This is a genomic window from Citrobacter koseri ATCC BAA-895 (assembly GCF_000018045.1).
GTDB classification, from domain to species: domain Bacteria; phylum Pseudomonadota; class Gammaproteobacteria; order Enterobacterales; family Enterobacteriaceae; genus Citrobacter_B; species Citrobacter_B koseri.
In genome coordinates this window covers 1,671,879-1,685,984 of the sequence record NC_009792.1, presented here as the reverse complement: position 1 = coordinate 1,685,984, position 14,106 = coordinate 1,671,879, and the positions used below count along the sequence as shown (strand labels likewise).

The following is a 14,106-nucleotide window of genomic DNA, read 5'->3' as shown; positions in this document are numbered from 1 at the left end:
GAGTGATAATGGAATACTTTGATATCCGTAAAATGCCGGTAAACCTCTGGCGCAATGGTGCGGGCGAAACGCGCGAGATTTGTTGTTTTCCTCCGGCGACGCGGGATTTTCACTGGCGCGCCAGTATTGCGTCTATCGCCGGGAACGGGGAGTTTTCCCTTTTTCCTGGGGTTGAGCGCGTTATTACGTTACTGGAAGGCGGAGAGGTGATGCTGGAAGGCGTGAATGCGTTTACCCATACCCTCAAGCGACATCAGCCGTTCACGTTTGCAGGCGATAGCGTCGTGAAAGCCACGCTGTCGGAAGGGCAAATGTCGATGGATCTCAATATCATGACCCGACGCGATCGTTGTAAGGCGAAGGTCAGGGTTGCCGATCGCACGTTTACGACCTTTGGTTCGCGCGGTGGCGTTGTGTTTGTTATTAGCGGCGCCTGGCAACTGGGAGACAAGCTCCTGACTGCCGATCAGGGCGCCTGCTGGCATGACGGGAAACACACGTTACGGTTGTTGAAGCCAGAAGGACAGCTGTTGTTTAGCGAGATTACGTGGTTGCCGGGTTATACGCCGGACACCGTCCAGTAAGTGTAACAGGACGGCGCCCGATGGCGCTTCGCTTATCGGGCCTACGGGAGTTATACAGTGATGTAGGTTGGATAAGACGGTACGTTCGCGCCCGATGGCGCTTCGCTTATCGGGCCTACGGGAGTTATGCAGTGATATAGGCCGGATAAGACGATACGTTCGCGCCCGATGGCGCTTCGCTTATCGGGCCTACGGGCGTTATACAGTGATGTAGGCCGGATAAGACGGTACGTCGCCATCCGGCGATTATGATCTCTTCCAGAAATCGTCAAACACCGTAATGGGTGTGCGACGCTTGTGTTCCGTTCGGATATACCAACCTTCGATGATTTTCGCGATGCTGGCATCCAGCGTTTTCCCTTCCAGATAATCATCAATGTTGTCATAGGTGACGCCCAGCGCCGCTTCGTCCGGCAGAGAAGGGCGATCGTCTTCGAGATCCGCCGTTGGCGCTTTCTTATATAAATGTTCCGGGCAACCCAACGCGGCGAGCAGTTGTTTTCCCTGGCGCTTGTTCAGACGGAAAAGCGGGTTAATATCGGTACCGCCGTCGCCATATTTAGTGAAGAAGCCCGTCACCGCTTCGGCGGCATGATCGGTGCCGACCACCACACCATTGGTCATTCCGGCGATACTGTACTGTGCCTTCATGCGTTCGCGGGCTTTTTCGTTGCCGCGAACAAAATCGCTTAATTCAATGCCTGCTTCACGCAACGCCTGCTCGCTGGCCAGAACGGCACCTTTAATATTGACGGTCAGGACTCTGTCCGGCTGAATAAACGCGATTGCATCCTGACAATCCTGCTCGTCGGCCTGCACGCCGAATGGCAGACGCACGGCAATAAATTGCAGGGCGTCGTTCCCTGTCTCTTCACGCAGTTCAGTAATTGCGGTCTGGCACAATTTGCCCGTCAGCGTCGAATCCTGCCCTCCGCTGATACCCAGTACCAGGGATTTCAGGAAGGGATATGTTTTCAGGTACGCTTTCAGGAAATCTACGCTGCGGCGAATTTCCTCTTCTGCATTAATGTGCGGTTTTGCGCCAAGCGCCCGGATTATCTCTTGCTGTAGCGTCATTTAACCCCTCCGAAGATTTTCAGAATAAATATACTGCGTTAAAGCTAACGCTTTGCTCTCTAAACGACAAGACTCCACGGCCTGAGTGGCGCAATTTACGGCATTAAAACGACATCGTTTTGTTTAATTGGAATTTTCTGAAAGATTTGTTGCATCGATTGTGGGCTTGAAAAAAGCCCTGATGTATTCCAGGCTTATATAACACGCTGATAAACAAGAGGACGGAAAATGAACAAGAATATAGCAGGAATTCTGAGTGCAGCGGCGGTAATGACTATGCTGGCAGGGTGTACGGCGTACGATCGTACAAAAGACCAATTTGTCCAGCCTGTAGTAAAAGATGTGAAAAAAGGGATGAGCCGGTCGCAGGTTGAGCAGATTGCCGGTAAGCCTTCATCTGAAGTGAGCATGATTCATGCGCGCGGTACTTGCCAGACCTACATCCTGGGTCAACGTGATGGTAAAGCTGAAACCTATTTTGTCGCGCTGGATGACACTGGTCATGTGATTAACTCCGGCTACCAGAGCTGTGCAGAGTATGACACCGATCCGCAGGCTCCGAAGCAGTAACAACTGTATATTGCCTGAGCATATGTATGAACCGGCCTGTGTGCCGGTTTTTTTGTTCCTGGGATAATCTTATTTATTGTCGCGAAATATTTGCCTGAAATGTGAGAGGGGTCATAACACCAGGTCAATGAGAGACAATTTTGTTAGTCAAAGAAATACCATCCGCCAGTTCTATCCCGTATACTCATTTCAGCCACCTAAAAAAGTAAATTCGGTTACGCAAGTTGTCCAGTGCATGGATGCAGGTTAAGGCTTGCGGAATGACTGGCTAACAGATAATCGCATATGAGGATCGTTTTTATGGAAAAGAAACACATTTATCTGTTTTGTTCTGCGGGCATGTCGACTTCTTTACTGGTATCGAAGATGCGCGCTCAGGCTGAGAAATATGAAGTGCCGGTTATTATTGAAGCATTTCCTGAGACGCTGGCAGGAGAAAAAGGTCTTTCAGCGGATGTCGTGTTATTAGGCCCACAAATTGCTTATATGTTACCCGAAATTCAGCGTTTGTTACCCAATAAACCTGTGGAAGTGATTGACTCGCTGCTGTACGGCAAAGTCGATGGTTTAGGCGTGCTTAAGGCTGCTGTCGCAGCAATTAAAAAAGCCGCTGCAAATTAATTTTTTGTTTTAATTTTTCCCGTCAAAGAGTTATTTCATAAACATTCACCGCAATATTTTATTGCGGTATTTAAGGGTATTTTTCTATGAGTAACGTCATTGCTTCACTTGAAAAGGTACTCCTTCCTTTTGCTGTTAAAATAGGAAAGCAGCCGCACGTTAATGCAATCAAAAACGGCTTTATTCGCTTAATGCCGTTAACCCTTGCGGGGGCCATGTTTGTATTAATCAACAACGTTTTCCTGAGCTTTGGGGAGGGGTCGTTTTTTTATTCTTTAGGCATTCGGCTTGATGCTTCCACCATTGAAACATTGAATGGCTTAAAAGGCATTGGCGGAAACGTCTATAACGGTACGCTCGGTATTATGTCGTTAATGGCGCCGTTCTTTATCGGAATGGCGCTGGCGGAAGAGCGTAAAGTTGATGCGCTGGCGGCGGGGCTGTTATCCGTGGCGGCCTTTATGACCGTTACGCCATATAGCGTAGGCGAAGCTTATGCGGTTGGCGCGAACTGGCTGGGCGGTGCGAATATTATCTCCGGTATTATTATTGGTCTGGTCGTGGCGGAAATGTTTACCTTTATTGTGCGCCGCAACTGGGTCATTAGATTACCGGACAGCGTCCCGGCGTCGGTTTCCCGTTCATTCTCGGCGTTAATTCCTGGCTTTATTATTCTCTCCATTATGGGGATCATTGCGTGGGCGCTGGCGAACTACGGTTCTAACTTCCACCAGATCATTATGGATACCATTTCTACGCCGCTGGCATCGCTGGGCAGCGTGGTTGGCTGGGCCTATGTGCTGTTTGTTCCGCTGCTGTGGTTCTTTGGTATTCACGGCTCGTTGGCATTGACCGCGCTGGACAGCGGTATTATGACCCCGTGGGCGCTGGAAAACATCGCCATCTATCAGCAGTTTGGTTCCGTGGATGCGGCGCTGGAAGCCGGGAAGACGTTCCACGTCTGGGCGAAACCGATGCTCGATTCCTATATTTTCCTCGGGGGGAGTGGCGCGACGCTGGGTCTGATTATCGCCATCTTCCTGGCCTCGCGTCGTGCGGATTACCGCCAGGTAGCAAAACTGGCGCTGCCGTCCGGTATCTTCCAGATTAACGAACCGATTCTGTTCGGCCTGCCGATTATTATGAACCCGGTGATGTTTATCCCGTTCATTCTGGTTCAGCCGATTCTGGCCGCCATTACGCTGATTGCGTATTACCTGGGGATTATCCCGCCGATTACCAACATCGCGCCGTGGACGATGCCAACCGGTCTGGGAGCGTTCTTTAACACCAACGGCAGCGTTGCCGCTCTGCTGGTCGCACTGTTCAACCTGGGCGTCGCGACGCTGATTTATCTGCCTTTCGTGGTTGTCGCCAACAAAGCGCAGAATGCAATTGAGCAAGAAGAAAGCGAAGAAGAAATCGCTAACGCACTGAAATTTTAAATTTAATCCGGCATGGTCTCCCCATGCCGGGCTGAACCAGAGGAAAACGTATGTTGGATCTCGAAAACGTAGCGGGTACGCCGTCAGAGGCTGAAGAACTCGAAGAAGTGGTGATGGGGCTTATCATCAACTCCGGTCAGGCGCGCAGCCTGGCTTATGCGGCGCTGAAACAGGCCAAGCAGGGTGATTTTGCTGCGGCAAAAACGATGATGGAGCAGTCGCGGATGGCGCTCAATGAAGCGCATCTCGTGCAGACGAAACTGATTGAAGGCGATCAGGGCGAAGGTAAAATGAAAGTCAGCCTGGTGCTGGTTCATGCTCAGGATCACCTGATGACGTCGATGTTAGCGCGGGAACTGGTTACAGAGTTAATCGAGCTTCACGAGAAGCTGGAACAGTGAGGAATAAATGATGCAGCTACAGGTTAACGCACCGGAGATCGCCACCGCTCGTGAGCAACAGCTTTTTAACGGCAAGAATTTCCATGTGTTTATCTATAACAAAACTGAGAGCATCAGTGGGCTGCATCAGCATGATTATTATGAATTTACCCTGGTGTTAACGGGGCGCTACTATCAGGAAATCAACGGTAAACGTGTGCTGCTGGAGCGTGGTGATTTCGTGTTTATCCCGTTGGGATCGCACCACCAGAGTTTCTATGAGTTCGGCGCCACGCGTATTCTTAACGTTGGTATCAGTAAGCGTTTTTTTGAACAACACTATCATCCTTTATTACCGTTTTGTTTTGTTGCGTCTCAGGTATACCGGGTCAACAGCGCTTTTCTGACTTATATTGAAACGGTTATCGCGTCGCTGAACTTCCGGGGAAACGGGTTAGATGAGTTTGTAGAAGTGGTCACCTTCTACATCATTAACCGGCTGCGCCATCACCGTGAAGAGCAGGTGATTGACGATATTCCGCAATGGCTGAAAGCGACCGTGGAGACAATGCACGACAAAACGCAGTTTGGTGAAAACGCGCTGGAAAATATGGTGCACCTGTCCGCAAAATCTCAGGAGTATCTGACCCGCGCAACGCAGCGTTATTACAGCAAAACGCCAATGCAGATTATTAATGAGATCCGTATTAATTTTGCGAAAAAACAGCTGGAAATGACCAACTACTCCGTAACGGATATAGCGTATGAGGCGGGTTACAGTAGCCCAAGTCTGTTTATTAAAACGTTTAAAAAGCTGACCTCATTTACACCGAACAGTTATCGTAAAAAATTAACTGAATTTAATCAGTAAACAATATTGACCTGACAACACGATTTTATCGCTTGCCCTGAATAGCGCGGGACGTCCGCGCCATACCTGACGAACGGGCAGAGCGTAATACACGCCAGTGTTTTTACACTGAAGGGAGAAAGTATGAGCCAGAAATTAAAAGTCGTCACAATTGGTGGCGGGAGCAGCTACACCCCTGAATTACTGGAAGGTTTTATTAAGCGTTATCATGAATTGCCGGTTTCTGAATTATGGCTGGTGGATGTTGAAGACGGAAAAGAGAAGCTGGATATTATTTTTGACCTCTGCCAGCGCATGATCGACAAAGCCGGTGTCCCGCTGAAATTATACAAAACGCTGGATCGTCGCGAAGCTTTGCAAGGGGCAGATTTCGTCACTACGCAACTGCGCGTGGGCCAGCTGAAAGCCCGTGAACAGGATGAACGCATTCCGCTAAGTCACGGGTATCTGGGGCAAGAGACCAACGGCGCAGGCGGCCTGTTCAAAGGGTTGCGCACCATCCCGGTTATCTTTGATATCGTGAAAGATGTCGAAGAACTGTGCCCGAACGCGTGGGTCATTAACTTCACTAACCCGGCAGGCATGGTGACAGAAGCGGTTTATCGCCACACCCACTTTAAGAAATTCATCGGCGTATGCAATATCCCCGTGGGGATGAAAATGTTCATCCATGACGTGCTGGCATTGCAAGACAGCGACGATCTGTCGATCGACCTGTTTGGCCTCAACCACATGGTGTTCATTAAAGACGTACTGGTGAATGGCGAATCGCGCTTTGCTGAACTGCTGGATGGCGTGGCGTCCGGGCAGTTAAAAGCGTCAACGGTGAAAAATATTTTTGACCTGCCGTTTAGCGAAGGGCTTATTCGCTCGCTGAATATGCTGCCGTGCTCCTACCTGCTTTACTACTTCAAGCAAAAAGAGATGCTGGCGATTGAAATGGGCGAATACTATAAAGGCGGCGCGCGCGCTCAGGTGGTGCAGAAGGTTGAGAAACAGCTCTTCGATCTTTATAAAAATCCAGAGCTGAACATCAAACCGAAAGAGCTGGAGCAGCGCGGTGGGGCTTACTATTCCGACGCCGCATGTGAAGTGATTAACGCTATCTATAACGATAAGCAGACGGAACACTACGTTAATATCCCGCATCATGGTCATGTGGATAATATCCCTGCTGACTGGGCGGTGGAGATGACCTGCACATTAGGGCGGAATGGGGCGACGCCGCACCCGCGCATCACGCATTTCGATGAAAAAGTGCTGGGCCTCATCTATACCATCAAAGGGTTTGAAGTCGCAGCCAGTAAGGCGGCGCTGAGCGGTGAGTTCAATGATGTGCTGTTAGCGCTTAACCTGAGCCCGCTGGTGCACTCCGATCGCGATGCGGAAACCCTGGCGCGGGAGTTGATTCTGGCCCACGAGAAGTGGCTGCCGAATTTTGCGGAATGCATCGAGAAACTCAAAGGCGCACAACACTAACAGAGGTTGGGTATGGAACGCTTATTGATTGTGAATGCGGATGATTTTGGCCTGAGCAAGGGACAAAACTACGGCATTGTCGAGGCTTGTCGGAATGGCGTTGTGACGTCCACAACGGCGCTGGTCAATGGTGACGCCATCGACCATGCGGCGCAATTGTGCCGTGACGTGCCGAAACTGGCGGTGGGGATGCATTTTGTACTCACCTTAGGGAAGCCGCTGACGGCGATGCCGGGTTTGACGCGTGAAGGGCTGCTGGGAAAATGGATCTGGCAAATGGCCGAGGAAGAGACCTTGCCGCTGGATGAAATTTCGCATGAGCTGGAGTGTCAGTATCAGCGTTTTATCGACCTTTTTGGCCGTGAGCCAACGCATCTGGACAGTCATCACCATGTGCATATGTTCCCGCAAATTTTTCCCATTGTGGCAATGTTTGCGGCAGAACGCGGCGTTGCTCTGCGTATCGATCGCCAGTCGGTGCTTAATGCTGACGATCTGCCGGTAGCGTTACGCAGCTCGCAGGGATTCAGCAGCGAGTTTTACGGCGACGCTATTTCAGAAGCGCTGTTTCTTCAGGTGCTGGATGCCTCTGCTGACAGAGGCGAAAAGTCACTGGAAGTGATGTGTCATCCGGCGTTTATCGACAATATCATCCGTCAGAGCGCCTATTGTTACCCCCGCTTGACTGAGCTTGACGTGCTGACGTCTGCGTCGCTGAAGTATGCGATTGCGGAACGCGGGTATCGTCTCGGCAGTTTTCTTGATGTCTGACTCCTGAGTTTGCGGCGCATTGCTGCGCCGCATTTTTTATGCCGTCAGCCTGACGGCGCTTGTTTTACCCGCCCGTGACCAGACGCGGTGCGATGCCATCAGCGTAAACCGCACATGCAAGGCGGGACGAACGGGGGCAAAATCAGCTAAGATAGTGTTTTTCTGATTTTTAGCATTTGCCTTTAGTGAAGCAACTGATGATGAAACCTCTTCGCCAACAAAATCGCCCGGTTATCAGCTATGTTCCACGCGTGGAGCCCGCGCCGCCAGAACATGCGATAAAAATGGACGCGTTTCGTGACGTATGGATACTGCGCGGAAAGTATGTCGCCTTTATCTTAATGGGGGAGGCATTTCAGCGATCGCCTGCATTTACCGTTCCTGAGTCGGCGCAGCGATGGGCGAATCAGGTTCGCCAGGAAAATGAGATAGCCGAATAATTCGCATAAAAAAACCGCCTGATTAAGGCGGTTTGTTCATCACGCGGGATCAATGATGTGCCAGTTCGGCATCGTCTTCACTGTCCAGAAGGGTTTTGTCCGTCTGCTTCAGCCACTGGCTGGTCAGCGTACCGGCAGTCATTGAGCCGCTCACGTTCAGCGCGGTACGACCCATATCGATCAGCGGTTCAACGGAAATCAGCAGCGCGACCAGCGTGACCGGCAGGCCCATCGCAGGCAGAACGATCAGCGCGGCGAAGGTGGCGCCGCCGCCGACGCCCGCGACACCGGCAGAGCTGACGGTCACAATACCGACCAGGGTGGCAATCCAGACCGGATCAAGCGGGTTAATACCGACAGTCGGCGCAACCATCACCGCCAGCATAGCCGGGTACAGGCCTGCACAACCATTCTGACCAATCGTCGCGCCAAAAGAGGCGGAGAAGCTGGCGATGGATTCCGGTACGCCCAGACGACGCGTTTGCGCTTCCACGTTCAGCGGAATGGACGCGGCGCTGGAGCGGCTGGTAAAGGCGAACGTCAGAACCGGCCATACTTTACGGAAATATTTCAGCGGGCTGACGCCGTTGACGCCCAGCAGGATACCGTGCACCACAAACATGATGATCAGGCCAAGATAAGACGCGACCACGAAGCTACCCAGTTTGATGATGTCCTGTAGGTTAGACCCTGCGACGACTTTGGTCATCAGCGCCAGTACGCCATATGGCGTCAGTTGCATTACCAGGCGCACCAGCTTCATCACCCAGCTTTGCAGGGTATCGATAGCGATTAGCACGCGTTCGCCTTTCGGCGCGTCGTCTTTCAGCAGTTTCAGCGCCGCGACGCCGAGGAATGCCGCGAAGATCACCACGCTGATGATGGAGGTCGGGTTTGCGCCGGTCAGGTCAGCAAACGGGTTTTTCGGCACAAACGACAGCACCAGTTGCGGCACGCTGAGGTCGGCGACTTTTCCAACATAGTTAGTTTCGATGGCGTTCAGACGCGCGGTTTCCGCGCCGCCCTGCACCAGACCTTCCGCCGTCAGACCGAACAGGTTGGTGACCAGAACACCCACCAGTGCGGCAATCAGGGTAGTGAAAAGCAGCGTGCCAATGGTCAGAAAGCTGATCTTACCCAACTGAGACGCGTTATGCAGACGCGCAACGGCGCTGAGAATAGACGCGAAGACCAGCGGCATGACGATCATTTGCAGCAGTTGTACATAGCCGTTGCCGACTATGTTGAACCACTGAACGGAGTCTTTTAGTACCTGGCTGTCAGACCCGTAAACGGTGTGCAGGGCGAGACCGAAGATCACCCCCATCACCAGACCGACTAGCACTTTTTTTGCCAGACTCCACTGTTTGTGGCGAGTTTGCGCCAGCACGAACAGCAGTGCAACGAACACCACGATGTTCGCGATTAATGGAAAATTCATCCCCGTTCTCCTGATTTTTTTATACGTATCGCCGTGTGACAGCGATCCTGTTGGCGCAAGGTTAGCAGAACTGTGACCGACCTCTTATATTCAAATGGAATTGTTTATGCCAAAAATGACATTTATGCTGGTTTACTCAGCAATCTGGTGATTTATAAAGCGATCGAACTGCATTTGCAGCATATTAATCATCTGCGACGACCAACGCACTGTACTGTTTTCGGGCATTGTCTGCGGCATCCAGATAGCCCACACGAATAACGCCATGCATAAAAAACGCTCCAGTTGATTGCCTTTTTGCGGAACGAGGATCGGCAGACGGAAGCGCCAGCGGCAGGGCCAGAGCAGGGGAACGCCCGCCGGGGTCAGCATATCGGCCAGAATATGGCTTAAATAACCGAGCACCATTCCTTGCAGGGCATCGGCCGGAATAATCCAGCTCTCCGGCACTTTCAGGTAGAAAAGGGCAAGCATAGCGAACACGGCGAACAGGCTGTGCGTAAACCCGCGATGGCCGAACGCGCGCGCGACAGGTTTTGATATCCATTTCAGACGCTGGCCAAGAAATGATTTTGGATGATCAATATCGGGCAGCAGGCAGGTCAGGATGGCCGAAGGGACAATATGCCACCAGTCGCCCTGAGCGAGAACCGGCGTCAATTCCGCATTTTTGGCAAACACTGCGCAGGCAATGGAAAAAAGAAGGTGGCCTTCCGCCGTCATGATAAAACCCAATAAACTGTCAATTCATACAGTATAGGGTTTTTATACAGTAGGCGGAAGAGGTGACGTTGTAACTCTATGTCACAAATGACATGAATTAGCGCGCCAGCCAGCCGCCATCGACGGCGAGGGTATAGCCGTGAACGTAATCAGACGCCGAAGAAGCGAGAAAGACAACCGGGCCTTGCAGATCGGCAGGTGTGCCCCAGCGTCCGGCCGGAATGCGGTCAACAATTTCTTTGCTGCGTGCGGCGTCATCCCGCAGCTGCTGCGTATTGTTCGTCGCCATATAACCGGGAGCGATGGCGTTCACGTTGATGTGGTGCTCCGCCCATTCGTTCGCAAGCAACCGCGTGATGCCCAATACGCCGCTTTTCGACGCAGTATAAGAAGGAACGCGAATGCCGCCCTGGAATGAAAGCATTGAGGCGATATTAATAATCTTCCCGCCATCACCTTGCTTCAGGAATTGCCGTGCGACGGCCTGAGAGAGAAAGAACACGGATTTGAGATTCAGATTCATCACATCGTCCCAGTCTTTCTCGCTAAACGACAGCGCGTCTTCGCGGCGGATCGTCCCGGCGTTGTTCACCAGAATGTCGATTCGGCCAAACTGTTCGACCGTTTGCGCGACAATAGCCGGGATAGCGCGTTGCTGGCTCAGGTCGGCCTGGATCGCCATAAAACGGCGTCCGAGCGCCTCCACTTTTGCTGCCGTATCGTGGGGGACTTTGCGATTAACGCCGACGATGTCGCAGCCTGCTTCCGCCAGCGCCAGCGTCATACCCTGCCCAAGCCCGGTATCGCATCCGGTCACTATCGCGACTTTACCTGCAAGACTAAACGCATCCAGAATCATGTTCACCTCGGCTATCGGTTTTTATCAGTTTTTTGCCCTGAGAAAAGGATAGAAGAGGCGGTGAAGGAATACAATAAAAAATGAAACAGTGTTTTATAAAGCAGATGTGCGTAGCAAAACGGGCAATGTCGCCACCGCCCGTCGCTATTTAACCGCGCAGATGCGCTGCGGTCAGTTCAGCCAACGAAGTCAGTTTGACGTTGGCAAGGGCAAAGCGCGGGTCGTGCTGGCCTTCTTCCGCCGGAACAACAATTGAGCGCATTCGCGCCGCTTTTGAGGCGACCATGCCGTTGACGGAGTCTTCCAGCGCAACGCAGGTTAACGGGTCAACGCCCAGTTTGGCCGCGCAATCGAGGTATACCTGCGGATGCGGCTTGCTGTAAGGCAGTTTTTCCGCAGAGGCCAGGGCATCGAAACTTTCACGCAGATCAAACATGGTCAGCACCTTTTCCAGCATATGCAGGGGGGAAGCGGAGGCCAGACCGACCATTAACCCCTGAGATTTGCACAGCGCGACCGCTTCGCGCACGCCGGGGAGCAGCGGGCGAGTTTCTTCAACCAGTGAAATGGCGCGGGTAATGATTCGGTCGGTAACCGCCTGACGGTCTGGCCCATTCCACGGTTGTTGGGCGTACCAGAGGTCAACAACCATATCGATGCGTAAACCCAGCGTATCCGGGAGTTCATGGCGGCGGGTAATATCTACGCCTAAACTTGCCATGACCTCCAGTTCAGCTTGATCCCAAAGCGGTTCGGAATCGATCAGTAGTCCATCCATATCGAAAATTGCAGCAAGAATCTGACGCGGGGTTGACATTACAACCTCTCCTTTTGAGGTGAAAACACAATGGATTAAGCGCTTATTATGGCTAATGACGTATCATAGCGCCTTTAAAGAACAGGCGAAATTGGTTATCAGCAGGTAGACTTAGGCCAAAACGACGCGTCTTTATCAAGGGGAACTCATGACGTATCAACAAGCTGGACGCATTGCTGTCTTAAAAAGGATTCTGGGATGGGTGATTTTTATCCCCGCGCTTATTTCCACACTGGTTTCATTGCTGAAGTTTATGTATGAGCACAGCGAAAAGCAGGAAGGGATTAACGCGGTGATGCTTGATTTTACTCACGTTATGATTGATATGATGCGGGCGAATACCGCGTTCCTGAACCTGTTCTGGTATAACTCGCCAACGCCGGATTTTCAACACAGTCTGAACATTGTTTTCTGGGTGATTTTTGTGTTGATTTTCGTTGGCCTGGCATTGCAGGACTCAGGCGCCAGGATGAGCCGCCAGGCGCGTTTTCTACGCGAAGGGGTTGAAGATCAGCTTATTCTGGAAAAAGCGAAAGGCAGCGAGGGGTTGTCACGCGAGCAAATTGAGTCGCGCATCGTGGTTCCGCATCACACGATCTTCTTACAGTTTTTCCCGCTTTATATCCTGCCGGTGATTATCATCGTGTTGGGCTACGTTTTCTTTTCGCTTCTTGGATTTGTGTAGCAATGAAGAATGCCCGATAGCGCTTCGCTTATCGGGCCTGTGGTTCAGTGCATTTGTAAGCTGTCATCCGGCAAAATGGCTATGCCGCCAGCAACCTTTCCATCGCTTTTTGCGCCACCACCAGGTGTTGCCCGCCAAACAGTCTCGCCCGATTGAGCAGGGTATAGAGCTGATAGATCGGCTGGCGATCCAGAAAATCCAGCGGTAGCGGAGAAACAGACTGGTAGCCATCATAGATCTGCGGAGGTTGGTCGGTATGCAGCGGCAGCATGGCCAGATCGCACTCCCTGTCGCCCCAGTAACAAGCGGGATCGAAAATGTAGGGGCCATCAGGCCCAAGCGCGCAGTTTCCTGACCATAAATCGCCGTGCAGCAGCGAAGGCTGCGGCTGATGCGAGGCCAGACGCTGCTGAACATGCTCAACGATCGCATCGATATTGCCAAATGCGATGCCTTTTTCTGCCGCCAGTTCAAGCTGCCAGCCAATGCGTTGTTCGGCAAAAAATGTTGACCAGCGTCGTTGCCAGGCATTGGGTTGAGGCGTGGTGGACAGGGCGTTATCAAAATCAAGGCCAAACTGGGGCTGGTCGCTCCATTCATGTAAATGGGCAAGTTGCTGACCGAGGATAAAGGCGTTGTGGGCATCCAGAGGACGGGGAGGGAGATAATCCATCACCAGAAAACTGTAGTCTCTGTCTGAGCCCTGCGCCCAGACTTTCGGGACGGTGACGGTTTTACTGCGGGAAAGCAGCTCCAGTTGGTCAGCTTCCGCCGTAAAGCCGGGAAGGAGCTCTCTTTCATCACATTTGACGAAAAAATCGCGTCCCGCATAGCGTAAATGCCATGCGGCATGGATCTCTCCGCCGGGCAGTTCATTACGCAGTTCGATTTCGCCTTCACCTAATTGCTCGCTTAAAAGACGACTGATAGCCTGCCACATGATGTCTCTCCCCATGTTGTCTGCCAGATCATAAGGTTAGCGCATAAATGCGGTGAAAAAACACGAGCTAACGCACACCGTAGACGCGTTTTTGCACAATGGCACTGATATTATCGGTCTTTAGTCCACTCCTCCCATGTCATGACCGATATTTCTGGTTTCTTATCTAAAGCGCTTTCCGCCAGCCCGGCGGTAAGCGCGGCGATCTCATCTTCGCTCAGGGCGCTGATAAAACCAAATGTGTTGGTACCCAGTTCATGCACATGCCCTTGCTCGTCGGTCATGGTGAGCAGAAAACCGCACCGCGTCAGATGGTTGTTCAACTCGTTAATCTCTGTCAGCGAGTCTTCATGAAATTTCACGGTTATGACATAGCGGATGACATCACCACTGGCCATAAATC

17 protein-coding genes are annotated in these 14,106 nt (G+C 51.8%); 10 read left to right on the top strand and 7 right to left on the bottom strand.

The window, feature by feature from the left end:
• Positions 1–8 precede the first annotated feature (8 nt).
• Positions 9–584, top strand: a complete 576-nt coding sequence (ves, locus tag CKO_RS07535) for an environmental stress-induced protein Ves (protein WP_012132633.1) — start codon at positions 9–11, stop codon at positions 582–584.
• 246 nt (positions 585–830) lie between these two features.
• On the opposite strand, the gene nadE is transcribed toward ves, so the two are convergent.
• Positions 831–1,661 carry an ammonia-dependent NAD(+) synthetase gene (nadE, locus tag CKO_RS07530; RefSeq protein ID WP_012132631.1) on the bottom strand — a complete coding sequence of 277 codons (831 nt, stop codon included), beginning with the start codon at positions 1,659–1,661 and terminating at the stop codon, positions 831–833.
• A 228-nt stretch (positions 1,662–1,889) separates the two neighbouring features.
• On the opposite strand from nadE, the gene osmE reads away from it, so the two are divergent.
• From osmE to cedA, 8 genes are all read left to right on the top strand, one after another.
• Positions 1,890–2,231, top strand: coding sequence for an osmotically-inducible lipoprotein OsmE (gene osmE / locus CKO_RS07525; protein WP_012132630.1), 342 nt, complete (start codon positions 1,890–1,892; stop codon positions 2,229–2,231).
• Positions 2,232–2,531: 300 nt separating this feature from the next.
• Positions 2,532–2,852, top strand: a complete 321-nt coding sequence (gene chbB / locus CKO_RS07520; protein ID WP_024130389.1) for a PTS N,N'-diacetylchitobiose transporter subunit IIB — start codon at positions 2,532–2,534, stop codon at positions 2,850–2,852.
• A gap of 86 nt (positions 2,853–2,938) precedes the next feature.
• Positions 2,939–4,297 carry a PTS N,N'-diacetylchitobiose transporter subunit IIC gene (gene chbC, locus CKO_RS07515; RefSeq protein WP_012132628.1) on the top strand — a complete coding sequence of 453 codons (1,359 nt, stop codon included), beginning with the start codon at positions 2,939–2,941 and terminating at the stop codon, positions 4,295–4,297.
• Between the two features lie 50 nt (positions 4,298–4,347).
• The gene (gene chbA, locus CKO_RS07510) at positions 4,348–4,698 is read left to right on the top strand and encodes a PTS N,N'-diacetylchitobiose transporter subunit IIA (RefSeq protein ID WP_012132627.1); all 351 of its coding nucleotides are present in this window, start codon (positions 4,348–4,350) and stop codon (positions 4,696–4,698) included.
• A 7-nt stretch (positions 4,699–4,705) separates the two neighbouring features.
• Positions 4,706–5,548 (top strand): transcriptional regulator ChbR, encoded by an 843-nt coding sequence (chbR, locus tag CKO_RS07505; RefSeq protein WP_012132626.1) that lies wholly within the window; start codon positions 4,706–4,708, stop codon positions 5,546–5,548.
• Positions 5,549–5,671: 123 nt separating this feature from the next.
• Positions 5,672–7,027, top strand: coding sequence for a 6-phospho-beta-glucosidase (locus CKO_RS07500; RefSeq protein WP_012132625.1), 1,356 nt, complete (start codon positions 5,672–5,674; stop codon positions 7,025–7,027).
• Between the two features lie 12 nt (positions 7,028–7,039).
• Entirely contained in the window at positions 7,040–7,798 is a 759-nt protein-coding gene (chbG, locus tag CKO_RS07495) for a chitin disaccharide deacetylase (RefSeq protein WP_012132624.1), read from the top strand.
• A 176-nt stretch (positions 7,799–7,974) separates the two neighbouring features.
• Positions 7,975–8,238 (top strand): cell division activator CedA, encoded by a 264-nt coding sequence (cedA, locus tag CKO_RS07490; RefSeq protein ID WP_196050445.1) that lies wholly within the window; start codon positions 7,975–7,977, stop codon positions 8,236–8,238.
• A 49-nt stretch (positions 8,239–8,287) separates the two neighbouring features.
• Here cedA and tcyP read toward each other — a convergent pair whose 3' ends face one another.
• The 4 genes from tcyP to hxpB all read right to left on the bottom strand — a co-directional run bounded on the left by tcyP (position 8,288) and on the right by hxpB (position 12,078).
• A complete protein-coding gene (gene tcyP, locus CKO_RS07485) occupies positions 8,288–9,679 on the bottom strand; it encodes a cystine/sulfocysteine:cation symporter (protein WP_012132621.1) in 1,392 nt (463 codons plus the stop codon).
• A 132-nt stretch (positions 9,680–9,811) separates the two neighbouring features.
• Positions 9,812–10,414 carry a metal-dependent hydrolase gene (locus CKO_RS07480; RefSeq protein WP_024130387.1) on the bottom strand — a complete coding sequence of 201 codons (603 nt, stop codon included), beginning with the start codon at positions 10,412–10,414 and terminating at the stop codon, positions 9,812–9,814.
• An 85-nt stretch (positions 10,415–10,499) separates the two neighbouring features.
• Positions 10,500–11,261 carry a 2-dehydro-3-deoxy-D-gluconate 5-dehydrogenase KduD gene (kduD, locus tag CKO_RS07475; protein WP_012132619.1) on the bottom strand — a complete coding sequence of 254 codons (762 nt, stop codon included), beginning with the start codon at positions 11,259–11,261 and terminating at the stop codon, positions 10,500–10,502.
• 148 nt (positions 11,262–11,409) lie between these two features.
• Entirely contained in the window at positions 11,410–12,078 is a 669-nt protein-coding gene (gene hxpB, locus CKO_RS07470) for a hexitol phosphatase HxpB (protein WP_012132618.1), read from the bottom strand.
• Between the two features lie 148 nt (positions 12,079–12,226).
• Between hxpB and CKO_RS07465 the strand changes: the two genes are divergently transcribed.
• Positions 12,227–12,763 (top strand): YniB family protein, encoded by a 537-nt coding sequence (locus CKO_RS07465; RefSeq protein ID WP_012132617.1) that lies wholly within the window; start codon positions 12,227–12,229, stop codon positions 12,761–12,763.
• A gap of 79 nt (positions 12,764–12,842) precedes the next feature.
• On the opposite strand, the gene CKO_RS07460 is transcribed toward CKO_RS07465, so the two are convergent.
• Together CKO_RS07460 and CKO_RS07455 are read right to left on the bottom strand one after the other, a co-directional pair.
• The gene (locus CKO_RS07460) at positions 12,843–13,703 is read right to left on the bottom strand and encodes a fructosamine kinase family protein (protein WP_024130386.1); all 861 of its coding nucleotides are present in this window, start codon (positions 13,701–13,703) and stop codon (positions 12,843–12,845) included.
• Between the two features lie 110 nt (positions 13,704–13,813).
• Positions 13,814–14,101 (bottom strand): type V toxin-antitoxin system endoribonuclease antitoxin GhoS, encoded by a 288-nt coding sequence (locus CKO_RS07455; protein WP_012132615.1) that lies wholly within the window; start codon positions 14,099–14,101, stop codon positions 13,814–13,816.
• Positions 14,102–14,106: the final 5 nt, after the last annotated feature.